Source organism: Coleofasciculus sp. B1-GNL1-01 (genome assembly GCF_040220235.1).
Taxonomy (GTDB): domain Bacteria; phylum Cyanobacteriota; class Cyanobacteriia; order Cyanobacteriales; family Coleofasciculaceae; genus Coleofasciculus.
This window is the reverse complement of sequence record NZ_JAVJTO010000056.1, coordinates 1-21,413: the sequence shown is the minus strand read 5'-3', so window position 1 is coordinate 21,413 and position 21,413 is coordinate 1. Positions and strand designations below refer to the sequence as shown.

The 21,413-nt window shown below is 44.5% G+C and carries 16 protein-coding genes and 2 pseudogenes; 9 read left to right on the top strand and 9 right to left on the bottom strand.

Annotation, left to right across the window (positions count from 1 at the left end):
- Positions 1-3,255: pseudogene (locus RID53_RS14585) on the bottom strand (hypothetical protein); the annotation flags it as partial.
- Positions 3,256-3,309: 54 nt separating this feature from the next.
- Between RID53_RS14585 and RID53_RS14580 the strand changes: the two are divergent.
- Positions 3,310-4,263 (top strand): annotated as a pseudogene (locus tag RID53_RS14580) (ISAs1 family transposase); the annotation flags it as partial.
- Positions 4,264-4,630: 367 nt separating this feature from the next.
- Here RID53_RS14580 and RID53_RS14575 read toward each other — a convergent pair.
- Both RID53_RS14575 and RID53_RS14570 read right to left on the bottom strand, forming a co-directional pair.
- Positions 4,631-5,239: a filamentous hemagglutinin N-terminal domain-containing protein gene (locus tag RID53_RS14575; RefSeq protein WP_446388789.1), complete on the bottom strand. Its 609-nt coding sequence runs from the start codon at positions 5,237-5,239 to the stop codon at positions 4,631-4,633.
- A 438-nt stretch (positions 5,240-5,677) separates the two neighbouring features.
- Entirely contained in the window at positions 5,678-6,538 is an 861-nt protein-coding gene (locus RID53_RS14570; protein WP_446388788.1) for an Rpn family recombination-promoting nuclease/putative transposase, read from the bottom strand.
- Positions 6,539-7,635: 1,097 nt separating this feature from the next.
- Here RID53_RS14570 and RID53_RS14565 point away from each other — a divergent pair.
- From RID53_RS14565 to RID53_RS14540, 6 genes are all read left to right on the top strand, one after another.
- Entirely contained in the window at positions 7,636-8,817 is a 1,182-nt protein-coding gene (locus tag RID53_RS14565; protein WP_446388787.1) for a phosphotransferase family protein, read from the top strand.
- Positions 8,818-8,851: 34 nt separating this feature from the next.
- Positions 8,852-9,958, top strand: coding sequence for a T3SS effector HopA1 family protein (locus RID53_RS14560; RefSeq protein WP_446388786.1), 1,107 nt, complete (start codon positions 8,852-8,854; stop codon positions 9,956-9,958).
- 56 nt (positions 9,959-10,014) lie between these two features.
- Positions 10,015-11,019, top strand: a complete 1,005-nt coding sequence (locus tag RID53_RS14555) for an aldo/keto reductase (protein ID WP_446388785.1) — start codon at positions 10,015-10,017, stop codon at positions 11,017-11,019.
- Between the two features lie 148 nt (positions 11,020-11,167).
- Positions 11,168-11,920, top strand: a complete 753-nt coding sequence (locus RID53_RS14550; protein WP_446388784.1) for a peptidylprolyl isomerase — start codon at positions 11,168-11,170, stop codon at positions 11,918-11,920.
- A 363-nt stretch (positions 11,921-12,283) separates the two neighbouring features.
- Positions 12,284-12,514: a hypothetical protein gene (locus RID53_RS14545; protein WP_446388783.1), complete on the top strand. Its 231-nt coding sequence runs from the start codon at positions 12,284-12,286 to the stop codon at positions 12,512-12,514.
- 138 nt (positions 12,515-12,652) lie between these two features.
- The gene (locus RID53_RS14540) at positions 12,653-12,901 is read left to right on the top strand and encodes a hypothetical protein (RefSeq protein WP_446388782.1); all 249 of its coding nucleotides are present in this window, start codon (positions 12,653-12,655) and stop codon (positions 12,899-12,901) included.
- A gap of 170 nt (positions 12,902-13,071) precedes the next feature.
- Here the strand turns inward: RID53_RS14540 and RID53_RS14535 are convergent, their stop codons facing one another.
- The 5 genes from RID53_RS14535 to RID53_RS14515 form a co-directional block, all read right to left on the bottom strand.
- Positions 13,072-13,362, bottom strand: a complete 291-nt coding sequence (locus RID53_RS14535) for a hypothetical protein (protein ID WP_446388781.1) — start codon at positions 13,360-13,362, stop codon at positions 13,072-13,074.
- Positions 13,363-13,734: 372 nt separating this feature from the next.
- Positions 13,735-14,478 carry a peptidylprolyl isomerase gene (locus RID53_RS14530; protein WP_446388780.1) on the bottom strand — a complete coding sequence of 248 codons (744 nt, stop codon included), beginning with the start codon at positions 14,476-14,478 and terminating at the stop codon, positions 13,735-13,737.
- A gap of 536 nt (positions 14,479-15,014) precedes the next feature.
- A complete protein-coding gene (locus RID53_RS14525) occupies positions 15,015-16,526 on the bottom strand; it encodes an HlyD family efflux transporter periplasmic adaptor subunit (RefSeq protein WP_446388779.1) in 1,512 nt (503 codons plus the stop codon).
- Positions 16,527-16,650: 124 nt separating this feature from the next.
- Positions 16,651-19,359: an ABC transporter transmembrane domain-containing protein gene (locus RID53_RS14520; protein WP_446388778.1), complete on the bottom strand. Its 2,709-nt coding sequence runs from the start codon at positions 19,357-19,359 to the stop codon at positions 16,651-16,653.
- Between the two features lie 13 nt (positions 19,360-19,372).
- Entirely contained in the window at positions 19,373-19,990 is a 618-nt protein-coding gene (locus tag RID53_RS14515) for a helix-turn-helix domain-containing protein (protein ID WP_446388777.1), read from the bottom strand.
- 378 nt (positions 19,991-20,368) lie between these two features.
- Between RID53_RS14515 and RID53_RS14510 the strand changes: the two genes are divergently transcribed.
- Together RID53_RS14510 and RID53_RS14505 are read left to right on the top strand one after the other, a co-directional pair.
- Positions 20,369-20,650, top strand: a complete 282-nt coding sequence (locus tag RID53_RS14510; RefSeq protein ID WP_446388776.1) for a helix-turn-helix domain-containing protein — start codon at positions 20,369-20,371, stop codon at positions 20,648-20,650.
- Positions 20,651-20,863: 213 nt separating this feature from the next.
- The gene (locus tag RID53_RS14505) at positions 20,864-21,205 is read left to right on the top strand and encodes a transposase (RefSeq protein WP_446388790.1); all 342 of its coding nucleotides are present in this window, start codon (positions 20,864-20,866) and stop codon (positions 21,203-21,205) included.
- Here RID53_RS14505 and RID53_RS14500 read toward each other — a convergent pair.
- The coding region (locus tag RID53_RS14500) for a transposase family protein (protein ID WP_446388775.1) at positions 21,171-21,413 on the bottom strand (243 nt) is incomplete at its 5' end. The genes RID53_RS14505 and RID53_RS14500 overlap by 35 nt on opposite strands.

Below are 21,413 nucleotides of genomic sequence, written 5' to 3'. Positions count from 1 at the left end.
CAACGGACGTAAATCTTCCCACACATTATCGGTTCCCGTGACTTGAGAAATTGTGGGCGGAACTCCGCCGCGTCCACTGATGATAAAATGACTGGGAGTTTGGTCAGAACGCCCTTGACAGAAATTGACAAAATCCGGTGGGGAAGCTGGGGGAGGTAATTGCAATAATCCGGTGTCAGGGTCAATTTCTAAGGTGTCGAGTTCCACGACTCCTTGTTCGCCAAATTCTGAACTGGCGGTAATGTCAGAAAGGGGAGTGAGGCGAGGACGAAATTCGAGTCCATAAATTTTGTTGGCGGTGATATCAACTCTCCCGCCATTCCCAAAGAAAGCATTGGCGGTAATATCACTATTTTCCCAGGGAAGTCCGACAATAAAGGGTGAATTAATCCGGATATTGCCCCCATTTCCCCCCGCTTGGGCAGTTCCGGCGGTGGTGGAAATTGAACTGTTATGGCGTAGGAGTAGGATATCGTTGACGTTGAGGGTAATATTGCCACCTTCAGTTGATTCCGTTTCAGCAATAATTAATCCTTGGTTTTCCAGAAAGATATTGTCTGCTGTGATTTGTATGTTTCCTGCATTCCCTGTTGCTTGGGGACTGATAGATATGTCAGGCGCACCAATTATATCGGCAATTTCATCGGTTTTCGCTCTATCCAAACGCCCCGTGGGAATTCTATTATCTACCGCATTACCCGCCGCTACGGTGATTTTTGCCCCATCCCGAACGCTCAAATTTTGGGTATGATTTATGGTTAAATTTCCCGCATCCCCATCCCCAAATGCTTGAGCATACAACCCACTAGGAAATCCTGCTCGTGAAGTCCCACTCAGTTCAATGGATTCCGAATCACGGATGATTAAATTACCACTCTCACCGTCAGCAAATGTGGAAACGGATACGGCGGCACCATCTCGCACAATTAAGCGTCCTCGCTCAATAATTAAGTCTCCCGCATTACCACTACTAATCGTATCTGTAGAAAATCCACTGGGAAATCCATCGGGTGCTGTACCGCTTAATTCAATAAATTCAGAAGCATTTACAATCAAATTTCCCCCATCACCTGCACCAGCCGTTGAAGCTGAAACAACTCCCCCATCTCGGACAATTAATCGCTTGGTGTGAATGGTTAAATCTCCAGCAGCTTCAGTTCCTGCGGTGGCGGTGGATAACATACTCAGAGATAGATTTGCGTCATTTGACGTTCCAATAATTTCAACAGATTCTTGGGCATTTACTGTCAGATTTCCACCTTGACCTACTTTATCCGTTCCAGTAATAATGCCAGCACCATTGGTGATCAATATTGACCGAGCGGATAGGTTAACATCTCCTCCTCTACCCAAAACAAAGGTATCGCTGCGAACGAGTGTGTCACCATCTAGAGAGATGACTCCATTTTTGCTGGTAATGTTGATATTGCCACCGAATGCATTACCCGATGAGGTAATATTACCTGCTTTGATATTACCGTCAGATTCGAGAGTAATGTCTCCTCCATTAGTACCGGAGAAGGCGTCAAGTTCCCCTGCGGTAGTATCAATTACACCACCACTTTCCAGTGTAATATCCCCACCTTCGGTAATAATTGAGCCAGTCTGAATATCATCGGCTGCTGATAAAATTACAGGTCCCCCTAAGCCAGATTTTCCTCGGTTAGTGACACTCAACTGCCAATTTTCGACATCATGCTCCCTCAAACCCCCACCCGTTGCAGCACTAAAGCCAAAAAAGGCTTGTGAACCAACAACATCGGGAAGGTTAATTTGATGGGAAAGCAAAGGCTGGTCTGGTTTGGTTGTATTCTCAGCGATAAAAACGTTGAGTTGATCATTGGTTCCATTGTAGTCAATCCAGACAGTGCGAGAACTATCGCCATCTAAATCAAATGGAGGACTGGCGAGGGGTAGTCCCAATTGCTCATGATTGACAGAACCATCTCTAACTAAAGCAATATGATTGTTGTTAGGATCTGATTGATTATCGTTGGGAGGCTCGGCAATATCTGAATTCTCATAAATGTCAAATTCTATGCCAATGCTGTCAGAGATTTTGGCTTCAGGATTAGAAGTGTCAGGCAATACACTGTAGCCAAGACTGTTTGCACCTTCACCAAGAGCGGTAGCACCACGATAGTCATTATGAACTATAAAGACTAAACCATCAGCCGCTCCCCAAGTCGAATCAGTATTACCATGAAGCCGCAATTTGAATTGAGTGTTGAATGAAGTATTGTCGCTGATAGGAAAAGGTTGGATAAAAAAAACACTACCTACATGAAAATATTCTCCTGGTGTCAGACGAAGAACATTACCCGCCTGTTGAGCATTATTATTGAGTTGAAGATTAGAGACATCAGAAAAGTCAGAAAAAGTGACTGAAGACTCTCCGGCTGTGGAAATATTTCCCACCGTAATGCTTCCGGGTGACGACTGTACTCCAGAAGATGTAAAAATTGTTTCTCCTGTTGATTTAGGCACATTGGGTGTATTTTGCAATTCACTTAAACCCGCTCGTAAAATTAGAGCCGGACTGCTGGTCAAAATGGCAATATCTGGATCTGAACCAGAAAGAGTAGTATCTTTACCTGTAATCCGAATATTTCCTGTGGTAATACTTCCTCTTGACTCAACTTTCAGCGAAACTCCTGTATAATCCCCCAGAACCACATCCCCTTCGGAACTAATAATCGGATCATAGTAACTCTCAAAATTCCCCGGTTCCCCCGCTAAATTTAGAATCGCAAACTGACCCCCACTGGCAAAATGAGCATCCCCAGAAATGACCCCATCACTAATTAAACTCAACTCCCCACCACTCTGAAACGGCGTTCCCGGATGATTCAATGCCAGAATATCAATGCTTTGATTTCCTTGAATATAGAGATTCCCACCAGCATGGGCAATAAACGGAGTTTCTACACTATCCCGCACTCGCACCGTATCGCCAGCCAACAGGATTAAATCTCCAGCCGTGACTAACTGACTTTCTTCTAAAATTAAATTATTATTCGCGAATAAAATAGCTGACTGCGCCAACCCATCCCGCACTGTTGCATCTCCATTCACGGCGGCTATCTCCAGGTATCCGGCGGGGGCGGCTAATTGTCCGGTACTGGTAACTGTTCCGCCAACTAAGCTTAAATTTTTACCGACTTCTAGAGTCCCGGAATTGGTAATCTCGGCTTTTTGAACCCCCCCAACCCCCAGGGCTAATTCATTGTGATGAGAGAAAATTAGGGCGACCATAATTTAGCGTAAACTAAATCTTGCAACCATAGTTTAATCGAGTCATTTACCATCATGAAGAGCAATCTCCTGGAAGCCTTAACCCAAGTGCCAGATTTTCGTGCTGCAAGAGGACGTCGTTATCCTTTGTGGTTACTTCTTTTGCTGGTCATTATGGGAACCCTGAGCGATTGTTTGGGTTATCGTGCTCTGGAAGATTTTTGCCGTCGGCATCACGACGCCTTGGTCACAAGTCTACAATTGCCTCCAACTCGTTTTCCCTCTGACTCCACTTTTCGGCGGGTGATGATGGGAATAGATTTTGCCGATTTAGCCAAAATTTTCAATAGTTGGGTATATAGTACCCTGACTAAGGGAGAACAAGATTGGTTAGGAGTTGATGGTAAAAGTATTAAAACTACTGTCACTAATTATGACCAAGCTTATCAAGATTTTATTAATGTCGTTTCGGTATTCAGCGCTCAACAAGGAATTCCCATTGCTCTCCAACAATTTCACAACAAACAAGGGAGTGAAATTGCTGTTGTGCAGAATCTTCTAGCTGCTTTAGACCTAGAAGGAGTCGTTTTCACTTTGGATGCCTTACATTGTCAAAAAAAACTGTACAGTTAATTATCGAAGGTGGCAATGATTATGTGATTGCTGTTAAGGGTAATCAAAAACGTCTGCATGAACAAATTAAGCTCACTACTGAACAAACGTCACCTATTAGCCTTGATATTACCACAGAACGCCGAAGTGATCGCCTTACGACTCGAACAGTCTCGGTTTTTGATGACCTGAGTGGCATCAGTCGTGATTGGGCAGGTTTGCAAAATTTAGTTAAGGTAGAACGCCTTGGTACACGAGCAGGTAAACCCTATCACCAAATAGTATACTACATCAGCAGTCTGACGACCAATGCAGCACAATTTGCCCAAGGTATTCGGGGTCACTGGGGCATCGAGAATCGTTTACATTGGGTGAAAGACGTGGTGTTAGATGAGGATAATTCTCGGATGAGACAAGGTAACGCTCCCGCTAACTTTTCTATTATTCGTAGTTTAGTATTAACGATCTTACGCTACAATGGATATTCATCTATAACCACTGGAATTCGCCTGATTAGTCATAACCTAGAACAAATTTTTCAGCTAATAGGAAATGTGCCGGCTCGCGTCTTTGAGCCCAACCCTAGAACCTTGGTGGTAACAAGCTCCTAGATGAGTGCTAGTTAAAAGAACGATCGCGTCTTTGAGCCCAACCCTAGAACCTTGGTGGTAAGAAGCTCCTAGGTGAGTGCTAGTTAAGAGAGCGATCGCGTAAAGTAACTATGTGTTCTAATGGTGTTCTTCTAGCCCAGAGTCGTCTTGCCGTCTGAATAGTCCTGGTCGCCCTAATTTTCTCTCATCACTGCGGAATTAGCCCTGCCCCCAACCCCCCCTTGCAAAGGGGGGGCTACTTCACCATATTGCAACCCCAAGGGAACATTAATAGTGAGTAATGGCGGCGCTTCTGGATTGGTTGCACTAAATGTTGTGCCATTCTCAAATACCACCCCATTCGCTGTACTCCCAATAAAGGAACCCCGGATATCAAGTTGGGCATTTTCGCCAAAGAGAATTCCATTGGGATTGATGAAAATTAAATCCGCCCCACCATTGACGCCTAATGTTCCCAAAATGTCCGAGGGATCAGTTCCCGTCACCCGACTAAAAATGGCTTCGATTCCGTCAGGGTTGGCAAAATAAACCCGTTGTCCTTCGTTAATATTAAATTCTGAAAAGCTATGAAATAAGGCGGAACCTCGGCTAGCGCCATCCTGAATTAAATCGGCGGTTACTCCATCAATAACCACGCCATTGGGTAGGATTGAGGATTGTTCAGCGCCTAATGTAGAATCGGGTGTAATCTGGGCGAGGACAGGGTTACAGGGGATGAAGAGGAGGGGAGCGATCGCGCACCCATAGCCTATACGCTGTAAGCTTTGATTGATGGTCAACATAGCACCCTCTGGATTTGAAGTTTAGGTCATTCCTAACCTGATATTTATTTTATTGTGTTTTGTGTCCTGTGTCCTGTAATCCTGTAATCCTGTAATCCTGTAACCTTGTAACAACTTTGTAGGGGCGAGTCGCTGCACTATCGTGACGGGGAAAGGCATTAATTTTATCGACTCGCCCCACTATCGTGACGGGGAAAGGTATTAATTGTATCGACTCGCCCTCTTCTTGGGTTTACCTGTTGCCAACGATAACTCGGTGGGTTACGGCGGATAGGAAATTAAAGGGTTTGGCAAGTCAATTGAGTACCGCCTAACCCACCCTACGGATCTACGGGGTACGGTTGATCGGGGTCTATAGGACGGCACATTTTTCCATGATATAAAAATAACTAAATTTTGGCAAAAAGTCAAGGATGATTCATTTTTTTAGCTTGGCTTCTAGGTTAAGTTTTGAATTTCCTTAATACTCAAGCCAGTTTTCTGACTAATTGTTTCAATATCTAACACATCGAGGAGTTCCTTGGCAATCGCCATCGCTTTTTCCTGCCTGCCTTCCTCTTTTCCTTCCTCTTTTCCTTCCTTTTTTCCTTCTAGTTTAGCTTTGCGAATTGCATTGTAACTGTCTTGAATGAAAAGCTCTCGCTTCTCTAGGGCTTCTAATTCTCGCTTGGTTAGTTTACTCTGTCTGGCGATGGTAAATGCTTGTTTAATGGCGGGAATTGTTCCCATTGGCGGCGGCACGTCTTTTAAGGTGTTGGCGAATTTGAGAAAGTAGAGCCATTTATCAGTTAAGCTTTCTGATTCCTCCAGGGTTTTATTGAATTTGGGTAATTCGACAAAGACCAATTCAATATCATCGGTATAATCAGTTAACTCTTCCTTTTCCTTGAGACAATAGCGAGAGATTACTTTGGCACTATCGGCGAACATCTCAAAGTCGGTAATGGTTAAGGCTATCACCGGATTCAATAAGTTGTAATCTTCCCCGACTCCTAATTGAATGGAAAAGGCTTTGGCGGCATTATACAGGACTCGTTTCTCAAAACCTAAAACGTTGAGTACCTGCATTTCAATGATGACGGTTTTGTTTCCAGTGATGACGGCTTTCACATCTAAATAGGAATCCTTAATTCCCTGGATGCGAGGCGATTGGTAAGGGTCAAGGATTTCTAGGTCTTGAATTGTCTCCTGTTCCTGATACAGGATAGCATTCAGGAAACTAATCAAAATTTCCTTACTTTTCTTCGAGCCAAAAATCTTCTTAAAGGCAAAATCAGTTTTTGGATTAATAAACGTCATCAATCAACAACCTCCCTTGGCTCTAATGACCCTTTTATCATTATCCCCGATCACCTGGTAATCCGGTTACCCTGTAGGGAATTGACTGAAATCTGGTCAAGTACAGGGTTACAGGGGATGAAGAGGACTGTTGCGATCAGCTTAGAGGCGTGCGCTTCGCGCGATCACGCTTCCATATACTATACGCTGTAAGCTTTGTTTGATGGTCAACATAGCACCCTCTGGATTTGAAGTTTAGGTCATTCCTAACCTGATATTTATTTTATTGTGTTCTGTGTCCTGTGTCCTGTAATTCTGTAACCCTGTAACCCTGTAACCTTGTAGGGGCGAGTCGCTGCACTATCGTGACGGGGAAATCCATTAATTTTGTTGAGGAATCCTCGTTGATTCATCTGTTGCAAAGGATAACTCGGTGGGTTACGGCGGATATCTATTTAAATAGTTTGTTTCGTGAATTGATTACCGCCTAACCCACCCTACTGGACTGACACAGCTAAAATTGTGGAATAGATTTTACCGTTAAAATGGGCGCAAGTCTTTGCGCCCCTACAATTCTAATCCACCAAATAAGGTGTGCCACGCCACTACGGTAAAGGGAAAGGCATTAATTTTATCGACTCGCCCTCTTCGTTGGTTCACCTGTTGCAAACGATAACTCGGTGGGTTACGGCAGATCAATCATTAAATGGTTTGTTTTATTTATTGAGTACCGCCTAACCCACCCTACGGAGTTACGGGTTGAGGGTTGATCTGGGTTTATAGGACGGCACATTTTCCCATGATATAAAAGTACCTGAAATCAGAAATAAAGTCAAGCGCTAATTCTATTTGTCGATAACACAGCAGTTAATCAGACATAATTTTTTACATTAAAGAACAGATAGCATCCCCAAAGGCAACTCTGACACCCCCTTCATCGGCTGGCGTTCCGGCGCTGTTTATGGATTTGTGGCGATATCCACGCATTCTGGCAGAAGACAAAATTGTATAACTTTACGCCAATTAATTCATCGTCCAACACTTCACAAACCCCGAATTAAAAATAAAATGAAACCTAAGACAACCACTGAACTCATCTAATTCAGCCTGACTCAACGATGCAATTAAGCTCAATTAACCTCCCCAATTATTTAATCCGACTGGGGCTATGTCCACCAGAAAAGCAAAATCAGCTCATTATTAAACCCGTTGCGGCGAAAAACTTTAACCTTTTAGTCACCTTACCCGACGGGAAAAAAGTCCTAGTTAAGCAAGAACGGTATAATCAGGACGGGAAAACAGCCGGAGAATTTGGACAAGAATGGCGGATTCAAGAGTTTGTACAGCACTTTCCTGAACTTGCTACCCTTCACCCCTATCTACCCCAGATACTGCATTTTGATCCGGGGGAATCAATCATCATATTCCGCTACTTAGACGAGTACCGCGACTTAATGGAATTCTACGCCGAAGAGACAATCTTTCCGAGTGCGATCGCGGCGTCTATTGGTACTACCCTGGCGGCTATTCATCGCGCCACATATAACCGGGACGACTATCGGAACTTTTTCTCACAACCGTCTCACTCTCTCCCCGAAACCGTACCCAACCTGATTGGCGGATTAGAACGAATCACCCCAGACATCTTTGGGCTGGTTCCCGTCGATGGACTCAAATTCTTTGCCCTCTATCAACGATACGACAGTTTAGGCAACGCGATCGCAGAACTCGGCAAAACCTTCACCCCCAGTTGTCTCACCCACAATGACCTAAAACTCAATAATATCCTGCTGTCTAACCACTGGGAACAATCGCGCGATCGCAGAGTACGATTCATTGACTGGGAACGTTCTCATTGGGGAGATCCAGCCTTTGACGTAGGAACTCTCATCGCTAGCTATATCCAAATTTGGCTGAATAGTTTAGTCATCAGCAACGCCCTGAGTCTCGAAGAATCCCTGCGGTTAGCCACAACTCCCCTCGACCAACTGCAACCCTCAATTGCCAGCTTAACCCAAGCCTATTTCCACAGCTTCCCCGAAATTTTAACACACCGCCCCACCCTCTTACTTCAAATCATCCAATTTGCAGGTTTAGCCTTAATTCAACAAATTCAAGCAACAATTCAATACCAAAAATCCTTTAGCAACTCAGGAATCGCCATGCTACAAGTAGCCAAAACCCTACTCTGTCGTCCCCAACAATCCATCCCCACTATTTTTGGCACCACAACACCCGATCTAATACCCCCAAACCCCTCCCCCAACTCCCCCGAAACCCTCTGCGCCCCTCTGCGTTAACCTCTGCGTTCCTCTGCGTTAAAAAAATAAAATCATGCAACTCCTAAACATCCCCACCCCACAACCCACCCATTCCCTACTCGACACCTTACAAGACATCGCCAACACCATAGAACTCAAAGCCAACTTTTGTATCCATCATCCCAACTACAAACCCTTTGAACTACCCGAAGAAATAATTAACCGTCTCCAGAACATGCCCTCAGACATCCAACAACGCTACTGGAGTCTGCAACTGCGTGGCTTTCTCTACGGAATCTACTACAATCAATCCCTAGAAAATAGCCTCGCCCTGAATACCGATAACTCAGCCTTACCCCTCGACCTAGAAAACAATACCCTTTTAGGATTAGACTTAAACTTCTATCAACAGTTGCACGATCACAATCAAGGAAACGGTTACTTTGACCCCGGTTGGTTCGTCCTCAAACAGGAAACCGATAACACAATTGTCGTCAGCAAAGGCAGTTTAAAGCTGCATATTGAACCCCAACGCCATCTCCACCCCAACCAAGCCGCAGCTATTGGGGATACCGTAGCGATTCGGATGCCCAAAAACCTGATCCAAAACGGATTTTACATGGCAGTAAGTAACGCCGGAAGCCAAGCTGAACCCACCGTCGATCATCCCTCAGAAACCGTGCGAATTTACTTTAACCTCACCCCAGACGGGGCGGTTTCTGTCATGGATAGCCTAACCCAACAGTTCAACGCGATTAACCTACCTTTTACCTTTAAAGTCCTGTATAACCCCGCCGACTACGAACGTTATGATTCCGGGGTTTTCTACTTCGATAAACCCAATTACCCCACAGTTCGCCAAGTGTTGCAGGTGATCTATGAAGAAAATCAAGCCCATTTTAAACCACAAGTTCCCCTATTTACCAAAGTCCTCGCCCCCGGATTAGGATTAGCCGAAGAACCCGATACCAAGTTTGGCACACAAGAAAGTTTTGGCATGAACCGCTGTCAACTGGTTGCTAATGGGTTACTAGAAGCTTGGCAAAACGGTGATAACTCCCCAGACGGACGGATGCAGGCAATTCTCCAACAGTTTTCCCTGTTTGGGATTGACATAAACTGTGCCTATCTCAACGCCAATTCTGACGATAATTATACACCTTTACTGAGTTCGCAATAAGCGCTAAAGCGCTTACTACAAACTTACGACAAAATCGCGCCATTTCCCTTAACATCATGCAAATAACAGACATTGCTCCCTCAGTTATCAAACCCGCCGTTAAAATTCCTAATTTTCCCGAATCTAACTTTTCATTTTACCGCCAATTAGGACGGACTGATTTAACTGTTAGTTGTTTAGGATTAGGCGGGGGTGGTGGAATTTCGAGTCAGGATACACTATACGCCTTTGACCAAGGAATTAACTACTTTTTCTATTCCAGCGACTTACACCACCATATTTATAGTTCCATGGCGGATGCCCTGCGTCAATTATGTAGTCGCAAATCATCGGTGCGGGAGAACGTCGTCCTAGCAACAGTGACCTATATCAAGAATCCCGAAGTCGCACTGGCGGCTTTATTGGATCAGTTTGTGGAACTAAAAATTGACTATATCGATGTATTGTTTTGGGGATGGATTGGTGCGAATGATGGGCAATTGTTTAAGGATTGCTTGCAGCTTTCCCCTGATTTACGCGGTAAAAATTCCGTTTATCAGCGCACGATTGAACGATTTTTTGGCACATCGGAACGGCTTAAGAAAATGGGTGCGGTGCGTTATATTGGCGCATCCTTCCACGATATGAACCTGGCGCAGCAGTGGTCAAATAGTCCCTTATTAGATGTGGTCATGGTGAGACATAATCTGGCACACCGTTCTGCCCAAAATCAGGTGTTTAATCGCTTAGATATCCGAGATAATAACCGTCCTGGGATTGTTACCTTTAAGTCTACCGGGTCTCATTCCGGTGCGCTTTGGGATGCGCCTGCGGGGTTACCGGAAGGATGTTGGCAACCGTCTGTACCCGATTTATATCGGTATTCCTTGAGTCAGAACTGTGTTGATGTTTGTTTGACCGGATTGCGGTGTCGGGAGGAAATTGATGCGGCGATATCCGGTGTGCAAAAGGGTCAGTTAACCCCGGAAGAAATTGATTATCTCAATCTTTATGGGGATTTACATCGCCATCGGCTTTCTGTTTCCGATATCTCACCAGAACGCTTAATTTATCGAGATTAGATTCACAAAAAGTGACAACCGATTGGGGTAAAAATGCATACTTTGCCCTGTCATAAGATGTCATTCTGAACGCAGCGACAGCGGAGTGAAGAATCTGGACAGATGCTTCGCTTCTACCACCAATGACTAATAAAAAAAGAGGAAAATCATGCCAGAAACACTAGAACAATTCACCTTACCCGAAGTTACCCCCGCAACAGATCAAGACATTCTTGCCTATTTACGCCATTCTTACCAAATCGCGCAAATTGCAGCAGCGGCGGAACAGAATGCGTTAATTGTGGCGGTTTGTCAGCAATTAGGGATTACGGTATCTGAGGAGGAGTTACAAGCCGCAGGAGATGCATTTCGCCAGGAGAACAAACTGCTGGGAACATCGGAAACCTTAGCCTGGTTAGCACAACAGCGCATTGCTGTAGAAGATTGGTCTCAGGGAGTGCGGATATCGCTGCTGAGGCAGAAATTGAGAGAACATCTGTTTGGTGAAAAGGTTGATGCTCATTATATGAGCGATCGCGATAATTATAAACGGGTGGCGCTGTCTCAAATTCTGGTACGGGATTTGACAGAGGCGGTAAAAATTACCCAGGCGCTTCGTGAGGGGAAGGTTTCGTTTTGTGTCTTAGCGTTAGAACACTCGAAGGGGAAGCAGTCAAAGGAAAATGGCGGTTTTGTCGGAGTGCGATTTTTGGCAGAATTGCTACCGGAGATTGCCCATGCTGTATCTGAGGCTGTAGACGGTGAGGTGATTGATCCAGTTCAAACGAAGTTAGGGTATCACATTCTTCGAGTTGAGAAGTGGTTTCCGGCTGAGTTGGCTGAAGTTAGGGAACAAGTGTTGGAGTCTCTGTTTCAGGGTTGGTTAAGTGCGGCAAGTTACGTTGATATGAATAAAAAATAGTCTCACGCTAATGGCTATCAAAGTTAAAAAAGTTAAATAAATGATAAGTATTAATGCCTGCCTATTGATCGAGTTATAGGCAGGTGTTATTTTAAACTCTTAATCCATTTAATGGGGACAAAATTATAACTAATTTATACATTAAATTCATCCGAAATAAAACTCAATGCGCCCAATTTTACTGTTTATATTTTTATTCATTAAACCAAGCTCACATTAACTCTACTCAAAAAAATATATTTAAGTCTTTATTTTCCTGTTTTAATATTGCATAAAAACAGGAAAATAAGTAAACTAATAAAAGAGAATAGTCACAGTCAAGATGACTATTTTTAATGCCAATTTCATTTTGAGGACAATTCAATGGCAACAATTCAAATTCATAACTTAACCCCTGCTGGTTCTGAGTTATTTTCAGATTCTGAGAGCTATCTAAGTGAATTATCAGATAATGAACTTGCAGAAGCTTATGGGGGAAAAACTTGGATGGCTAAAACATTTATCTCTTCACCAAAGTGTGCAGTTGCTAGTGCAGTAATTACACTTATAAGTGTAGCAACTTATGGTGCATATCAAGGGTGGAATGCTGCTTAAATTTTAATAATTAAAATCCGGAAAATAAGCTTAAAGTTGGTTGGCAATTTCGGCTTAATCATGTAGCTATTCCGGTTTTTAAGCATCTACTTGATTCCATCAGAGCAAAACATCTGAAATAAATGTCTGGAGGTTATAATGTCTACAATTTGCATCAAGAATCTTCGTCCCACTGGTAGCGATCTCCTGTTTGATTCTGAAAGTTATCTTTCTGAATTAGTGGAAGAAGAGCTTGATTTAATTCAAGGAGGTACAGGTGTACCAACAGTAACACACACTATGATGACCGGTACATACTGTGCTGCGGTTTCTATTTTGAACCAGACTCCAAACGCTTACAAAGTAAGCTACAATGTCAGCTATAATCTTGGTAAACGATTCAAGTAAGTAGTGAGACAAGTTTGAACCTGTTTTAATAGGTTTTAGCTTTGAGCCGGGAATTTATTTCCCGGCTATACCAGTTAAATTAGTGGTAACCCGTAGGGGCGCAAGGCTTGCGCCCTATCAACGTGGGATATTTTGTCAGGAAAAGAGGGTGATCAGATTAGATGCAATTATTATGAAGAGGTAGGAATTTGATCGCCGAAATTATCAGACTGTCGAGCGACAGCCAAACGCTCTTTGTAAAACTCATCTAATGCGGCGCAAAACCTACCTGATTGTAACTGAATCCCTAAAGCATCAATGACGGCTAGGAAATCCAGAAAGGTAGCATTGTTATAGTTTTCCTCTTCATAAGCTTTGATTTGGTCTTCCGTGCGATCGCACAAATATGCCAGTTCCTTTTGTGTCAGTTTAAACGCAATCCTGGCTTTAATTAAAAGCGTTGATAGTTTGTTGGTTCCCACCTTCGTAAATCAATAGCAACGATTCCTTTTGGATTTTCACCTCGATCACGCTGAAAAAACTCTATTGACATTGTACCCTCATCATCTATCGGGTAAGATTTGAACCTGTTTTAACAGGTTTTAGCTTTGAGCCGGAAATTTATTTCCCGGCTCTCAAGTGAACGGTTAAGTTAACTAACGATAGCGTTGGGTTTCGTTCCTCAACCCAACCTACTATCTGATATTCTCTCTACTACCGGGTAAGATTTGAACCTGTCTATTTTATGGATTTGTATGCTTTGAAACCCGCGCAGGCGGGTTTCGTTTGTGTAGCTGCGGTTACCCTTCGGGAAGCCGCTCCGCGTCTACAACCGCCCAGAACGGTTAAGTTAACTAGGATTCGCCCATATTCGTCACCACCTCCACCTCCTCAACCTGTCGCTTCAGCCACCCTTCAAACAACTCTGAAAGAATCTGATAACGCAGCTTTTCATCCAACTCTGGCTGAATAATCTCCTCCACTTTAATCAAATGTACCCCCTTAGACGTGACAATTGGCTTCAACACCTCCCCTGGCGTCGCCGCAAACACTTTCGCCGAAATCTCTGGTTTCATTTGCTGGCGTTTAACCAATCCTAAATATCCTCCCTTGCGCCGTAATTCTTCCTCCTGAATATACTCCTGAGCAATCTCCGCAAAATTGGTTTCTGCTTCCTGCAGTTCATAAAACAACTCTAGGGCTAAATCTTCATCATCCAAAACCACTTCATACATTACCGCCGCTGCATAGTCTAACTGATGTTCATAAAACCAGGGTTCTACTTTATCGCCAAACAAATGTTGGGCTAATTTCCCAGAAAGGACATTGATATAAACCATTTCTTCAAAATCATCCAAAGAAAGGGCAAATTTTTGCAGCCACGCCCAGGTGTCATCTGCATTGAGCAGTTTATTCATGAATCGCATTTGATCGGCGGCTTGTTGTAATTCGGTGATTTCAACTTGGATACTGGCTTCAGTCGCGGCTGAGTTAATCACTTTGCGGGTGATGATTCCTTCGATAATTGTGGGAATCTGACAAGCGAGTTTGAGGTGATGCAGGATGTCTTGGTTGGTAATTGTGATGGCTTGTGACATGATTTTTCTCCTAAGTAATTAGAGTTTTTGGAATGAAAATGGCTGGGGAGTTAATACGACTTGGAAGCCTGTATTGAACATCCGGAGATCCCCCCAAACCCCCCTTCAAAAGGGGGGCTTACTCTTCCGCCGTTTGACAATAAGCAAAGTATCATTGTGTTTCTCCTGTACGATAAGCTGTTCAGCATTTAAACCTTAATATCAATAAGGGCGAAATCCTTGCCGTAGTGCGAGCATCTTGCTCGCTAAATTGGGCATCTTGCTCGCTACATTGAGTATCTTGCTCGCTACCCATTCCCAATTTAAATGCATGACAGCTTAAAAGCGAAGCATCCTTTGGTCTCCCCCTTTTTAAGGGGGACGGAAGGGGGATATACAAGGTGCTGGGGGGTTAGGTTTTATAGCACTAAAGTGCTTACTACGAACTTGGGTTTTATGGCACTAAAGTGCCTACTACGAACTTGGGTTTTATGGCACTAAAGTGCCTACTACGAACTTAGGTTTTATGGCACTAAAGTGCCTACTACGAACGAGCGTCAAAGTTCTAATCCTCCTTTTTGTAACTTCTTAAATGGGTCAAGAATAAAGTCAATAATCTTACGCCGCCGCACGATTACTTCAGCCGTGGCTGTATCCCCCGGTTTCAAGTCTAAACATTGATTTTTGGTGGGAATACAGGTCTGATTTAGTTCAATTTCTAACTCAAAATTGGTCACTTGACCCTGGGCGGTTTCGGTGACTTTAGAGGTAGGCGATTTGCGAATTAGTTTGCCCTCTACCACACCATAATCCTGGAAGGGATAGGCATCAAATTTCAGCTTCACCTCCATTCCTTCCTGTAACGCCCCACTTTCAGCCGTGGGCATTTGGGCTTTGAGAATTAGGGTGGAACCCTGGGGCGCAATCTCGGCAATTAATTCTCCCGGTTGTACCACCGCCCCGACTCCTTTATCGGGTAAACCAAAGACGGTACCGCTTTCGGGTGCTTGGAAGACTCGCTGCTTGAGTTCAATGTCTTTGGCGGCAATTTGGCTTTCGCTTTGCTTGATTTCAGCCTGGAGTGTGGTAATCTGAGTTTCTAGGTTCTTGAGTTGTTCCTGTATTTTCAGAACGGCTAGTTTACCGGAATGAACCAGGGTATCATAGCTTTTTTGTTGCTCCTGTAGACGCAGTTTTGCCTGCTCAATTTCGGCTTGGGTTTGATGGAGAATTCGGTCATAACTGCCTTGTTGTTCTTTGAGCCGTAACTGGGCTTGGGAAATGTCAGATTCGGCTTGAACTAAGCGTTCTGTGTTGACTTTGACCAGGTTTTGTGTTTCAGTAAAGCGGTCAGTAGAAATAGCACCAGCATCAAAGGCGTTACGGTATCGTTGCACTTTATCTTTTGCCTCGATTAAGTTAACGTGGGCTTGATTGTAGGCGGCTTGACTGGAGGCGATGGCTTGTTTGGCTTGGTTGACTTGTGCCAGTTTTTCCGCTTTTTCTAGGGTGTAGGTATTCGCTAGGGCGTTCAGGTTTTGTCTGGCTTGTTCAATTTGAGACTGTTTTTCTAGTTCTTGAGATTGGTTTTGCCGCTGCTGGGTATGGAGGGCTATGTCTAACTGATTTTTGAGGACGGCTAACTGATTTAGGCGATTTTTTTGACCGTCTAATTGACTGCGAAGTTGCTCAATTTCTGACCGCACGATGTCGGATTCGAGGGTGAGTAAGGTTTGTCCAGTTTTGACGCGGTTTCCTTCTGCAACGGGGAGGTTAATAATCGTACCACCGACAGAGGATTCCAGTTTCACAGTGGGTTCTTTGGGTTCTAATCGCCCTCTAGCACTTCCGGTTTCTTCGACTTCAGTTAACATTGCCCAAGGAAGTGCGATCGCGGCAAACAAAATTAAGAAATATAACAGTCCTCTTGTCCAAACTTGGGGTAAGGTATCTAGCAGTTCTTTTGTAGCATAAGACCAGTCAGAGGGCGGATTTTTTTGGGAAACGCAGAGGTTCGCAGAGGTTGGCGCAGAGGTTCGCAGAGGGGTGGGAGTTTGATTGGAGTTCATGATGTAGAGATGGGCTTTTGAAGTGTCTGATGAATGACGAATGACGAATGACAAATGACGAATGACAAATGACGAATGACAAATGACGAATGACGAATGACGAATGACGAATGACAAATAACAATTATTCTGTCCGATCCATTTGTTGCTGATTCAGGTAATAATAATGACCGCGTTTTGCCATTAATTGCTGATGGGTGCCACTTTCGACTAAAACCCCTTTATCCAACACTAAAATTAAATCCGCTTTGCGAACTGTAGACAGGCGGTGGGCAATAATTAACGTGGTTCGTCCTTGGAGAATTGTGTTGAAGTTAGTCTGAATAATTCGTTCCGATTCAGCATCTAAATGAGACGTGGCTTCATCTAAAATAAGTAAGCGAGGATTACCTAATAACGCCCGCGCGATCGCGAGTCGTTGTCTCTGTCCTCCGGATAACATTCCGCCCCCTTCCCCTATCTGGGTTTCATACCCCATGGGTAGCTTTTTTATGAACTCATCCGCCCCGGCTTGTTGGGCGGCGGTGATGATTTCGTCCAGGGTGGCTGAGGGATGACCAATGCTAATATTTTCCCGGATGGTGCTACCAAAGAGGAAGGTGTCTTGGTCTACAACGCCGATTTGTTGGCGCAGGGATTGGAGGGATAAACTGGTGATATCTTGCCCATCAATTAATACCTTGCCATCCGTCGCCGGATACAGTCCTAAAATTAACTTGGATATCGTGGTTTTCCCGGAACCACTGCGTCCAACTAGGGCGACGGTTTGACCGGGTTTGACGGTAAAACTCAAGTTTTCTAGGACATTAATATCGCTTTCAGGATGATAGCGGAACGTCACCTGATCAAACTGAATCTCTCCCTTTAACTCTGGTAAACTTTGCCGCACTGACGCCTGTAAATTTTCTTCCGGTTCGGTATCAATGACATCATTAATCCGCTCAACCGCAATAATCACTTCCTGTAACTGATTCCAGAGTACGGTTAATCGTTCAAAGGGCGTAATCACGTTGCCGATTAACATATTAAATGCCACTAATTGTCCAATCGTTAGTTCGTTTTGAATCACTAACCAAGCGCCAAACCAGAGTAATCCTGTCGTCACCACGGTTTCTAAAGTTGAGCTAAAAATTTGCAGGCGGTTGCTAATAATCTGCCCAGAAAACATCTTTTTCACCGATTGCAGTAGATGTTCTTCCCAGCGCCAACGCACGGTTTGTTCTACCGCCATGGATTTGACGGTGCGAACCCCAGTGAGGGATTCAATTAGATAACTATTTTCTACCGCAAAGGCGTTAAATATTTCTCTGGAAATGCGGCGCAGGAATGGGGTGGCAATTAGGGCAAGTAGGATAAAGGGCGGGACAATCACTAATGCCAATAGCGCCATTTTCCAGCTATACCAAAACATTAACCCCACGTAAACAAAGACCGTGAGTAAGTCGAGTAAAATGGACAAAGCTTCCCCGGTGAGAAAACGCTGAATCTTCTGGTTTTCTTGCACCCGTGACATAATATCCCCCACATAACGGGACTCGAAGAAGGAAAGGGGGAGGCGGAAGGTATGGCGAATAAAGCCGACAATTAGGGCTAAGTTCACCTTATTCGCGGTATGGTCTAATAAATATTGCCGCAATCCGGTCATAGCGACACGGAACAGACCAAAAATTAGCATCCCTAAACCAACAGCCGTTAAGGTGAGGTTGCTTCCTTGGACAACCACGCGGTCTAATAGGAGTTGGGTGAATAGGGGCGTAATTAATCCAAATATTTGAATCAGCAGGGAAGCAATAAAGACTTCTAGGAGGACAAATCCGTGAGGTTTAACTAACTCAAAGAACTGCCAGAAGGGAGTCGTCGCCTCCTCGGTTTCCTGTAATAAGGCTGTGGGTTGTAAGAGGAGGGAATAATTAGTCCAACTGGTGTTAAATTCCTCAGGAGTAAGACTGCGTTGACCAATGGCTGGGTCGGCGACAATCACCTGAGTTGCCGTAATTTCATAGACAACGATATAATGGTTTCCGTCCCAGTGGACAATTGCCGGAAGCGGTTGTTGGGCGAGTTGGTCTAAACTGGCTTTTACCGGGCGCGTGGAAAAGCCAATACTTTCAGCGGCGGCGGATAGTCCCCGTAAAGATGCCCCATTGCGGTCAACATTGGCGATATCTCTGAGGCGATTGACACTTAATTTCTTCCCCCAATACCGACCCACCATCACCAAACAAGCCGCCCCACAATCTGAGGCACTTTGTTGGGCATAAAAGGGATAGCGGCGCGTGATCCGCTGCCAGAGATGACCGACTTTTTGGGTGGGATTGGGAAAGTCGGCTTTGCTGATGGTTTGTTGTCCGTTTTTTAATTCTTCGGGGGTGTTCTCCTCTTCTGGAATTACTGGGGGGACAGCTAAATTATCCCCGGAACTAAACTGGGAATTCCTCACCTTTGCCCGATGATAAAGATGGTCACGAATATAAGGATGGTTTTGGACGAGGGAAAAGAGGAGGGCTGGGGGAATGTAAGATAATTGGAGATGACGGGATGCCCTAGCGGAGTAAGGTTGAAAGGGTTCATCGGGAAAAAAGGTAACTTCGCCAAAGGTGTCTCCGGGTTTCAGCGTGGTAATCAGTTCACCGTTGGCGTCAATGAGTCTAACTTTGCCCGTGATAGTCAGGTAGATTCCGGCTTCAGATTGATCCGATTGCCAAAATTGACCAAGTTTAGGTTCAAGGATTTTAATCTGTTTTAGACAATTAGTGAATTGCGACTCGCTAAAATCATGTCCGAGACAATCACTAAGGTGTTGACGGGAAATTCGGGGGGGAGTTTGTACCATAATGGGTTTGACCTCAACTCATTTTAATCGGATTGAATTGCCAGACATCCTGGGTTTCAGGAGTATGGCTGGGGGTGAGGTTGCTAATCACAATCCGCTTGTCTGAATCCTCCTCTGGATGGGTGGGAGTGTCGGGTTGAGGGGGTTTGGGGCGAGTCGAGAGTCCCATTTGTTTCAACAATCGATTAATATGGCGATCGCTAACTTCAATGCCAAATTCTCTAGCCAGGTGTTGGCTTAATTTCTGGGCGGTCCAGTTGCGAAAGGAATAGCCAATGTCGCGGGGACTCTGAGTGACTAATTCTTGTAAGCGTTGCAGATACTCGTCATTCACCGCTTTAGGACGTCCAATGGGATGGGATTGCCAATTATGCGCCTCGCCACTACGGGCTATCAGCATCCAATGTCGGGCGGTGATGGGGGAACAGTTCAACGCCTGACAAATTTGGGCTTGGGTTTTCCCCTCGTCGGCTAACAGCATGATTTGCAGGCGCTGGCGATAGTGTTTTGGTAAATCCTCTTGCAGACTTTTTTGCAGTCGTTTGCGCTGAAAGGAAGTGAGGTATTCACCGCCCGATTTACGCAGAGTGCGGTGTTTACCCAGGTTGGGTGGGAATTGGTGGTTTGACATTGCGAACCCTGAATTCTCACATTGTATAAATTTGTATAAAATATATATAAATCAGTCCCAGGTTCTCTGTCAAGACCTAAAATGCACAATTTTTGCCCGCCTCGTTCTCGTCATTTGTCATTCGTCATTCGTTTATGTAAGGGTTTGAGGCTTGTTTACAAAACTTAGTACAGTGCCGTTTTCTTTTGTCCGACTACTTAATCCGATAATCCTGTAACCTTGTAACAACCTTGTAGGGGCGAGTCGCTGCATTATCTTCAGAGGAAATCCATTAATTGTCTCGACTCGCCCCCCTATCGTTACAGGGAAATCCATAGACTCAGGGTTCTAGATTCCCTGATTCAGTGTTAAGAGGAACAAAGCAGAATCGAAAAACTCTTGAAGCAGTACCGTGAAACGGGTTCCCTTGCTCCTAAAAAGCGAACCCAACAAACACCAACTTTACTGAGTACCGAGCAGCTAGCGGTGCTTCGACGATTGGTGCAACAGCGGAATGATGCCACCTTGGAGGAACTCCAAACCCTCTTGGAAAGAGAAATCGGAGTTCACCTCAGTCGCACGACCGTCGATAGAATGCTCAAAAAATTAAATATCACTGTTAAAAAAAAACGTTCCACGCCGATGAGAAAGAAACTGAACGCACCCAGAACAAGCGGGTAGAGTTTTGGCAACTGGTTCAAGGCTTTATAGCCGAGAACCTGGTCTTTATTGATGAATCAGGGGTCAATCTGGCTTTAACTCGCTTGTCGGCTCGTTCGCCTAAAGGTCAGCGAGCCCACGGTAAGAGACCTCAGACAAGGGGGAAAAATGTTTCTATCATTAGCGCTCCCTTGATTACAAGGTGTTGTCACTCAAGTAAGTCTTCTAGGTGCTATTGATGGTCTCACTTTTGAAGCCTTTATCGCTCGTAAATTAGTGCCGTATCTTTGGTCTGGAGCCTGTGTCATTCTTGACAACTGCTCTATCCATCTGGGAAAAAGGATTGAATCATTAATTCAGGAGGCAGGAGCAACACTGATTTATTTACCTCCCTATTCTCCAGATTTTTCCCCGATTGAAAATTGCTTCTCAAAAATTAAATCGATACTGCGAGCTATGGAAGCCAGGACATATCCGGACTTAGCCAAAGCGATAGAAAAAGCATTTAGCAAAGTTTCTTTAGATGACATCAAAGGATGGTTTACTCATTGTTGCTACTGTACCTCACTAGACTGAGAAATGCTGTATATACCCGACTATTGAAAATTTTGGCTAAATCGGCAAAATCTATTCCCATCATCATCCGCCGAAAAGTGGAGTCAGAGGGAAAACGAGTTGGAGGCAATTGTAGACTTGTGACTAAGGCGTCATGATGCCGACGGCAAAAATCTTCCAGGGCACGATAACCTAAACAATCACTCAAGGTTCCCATAATGACCAGCAA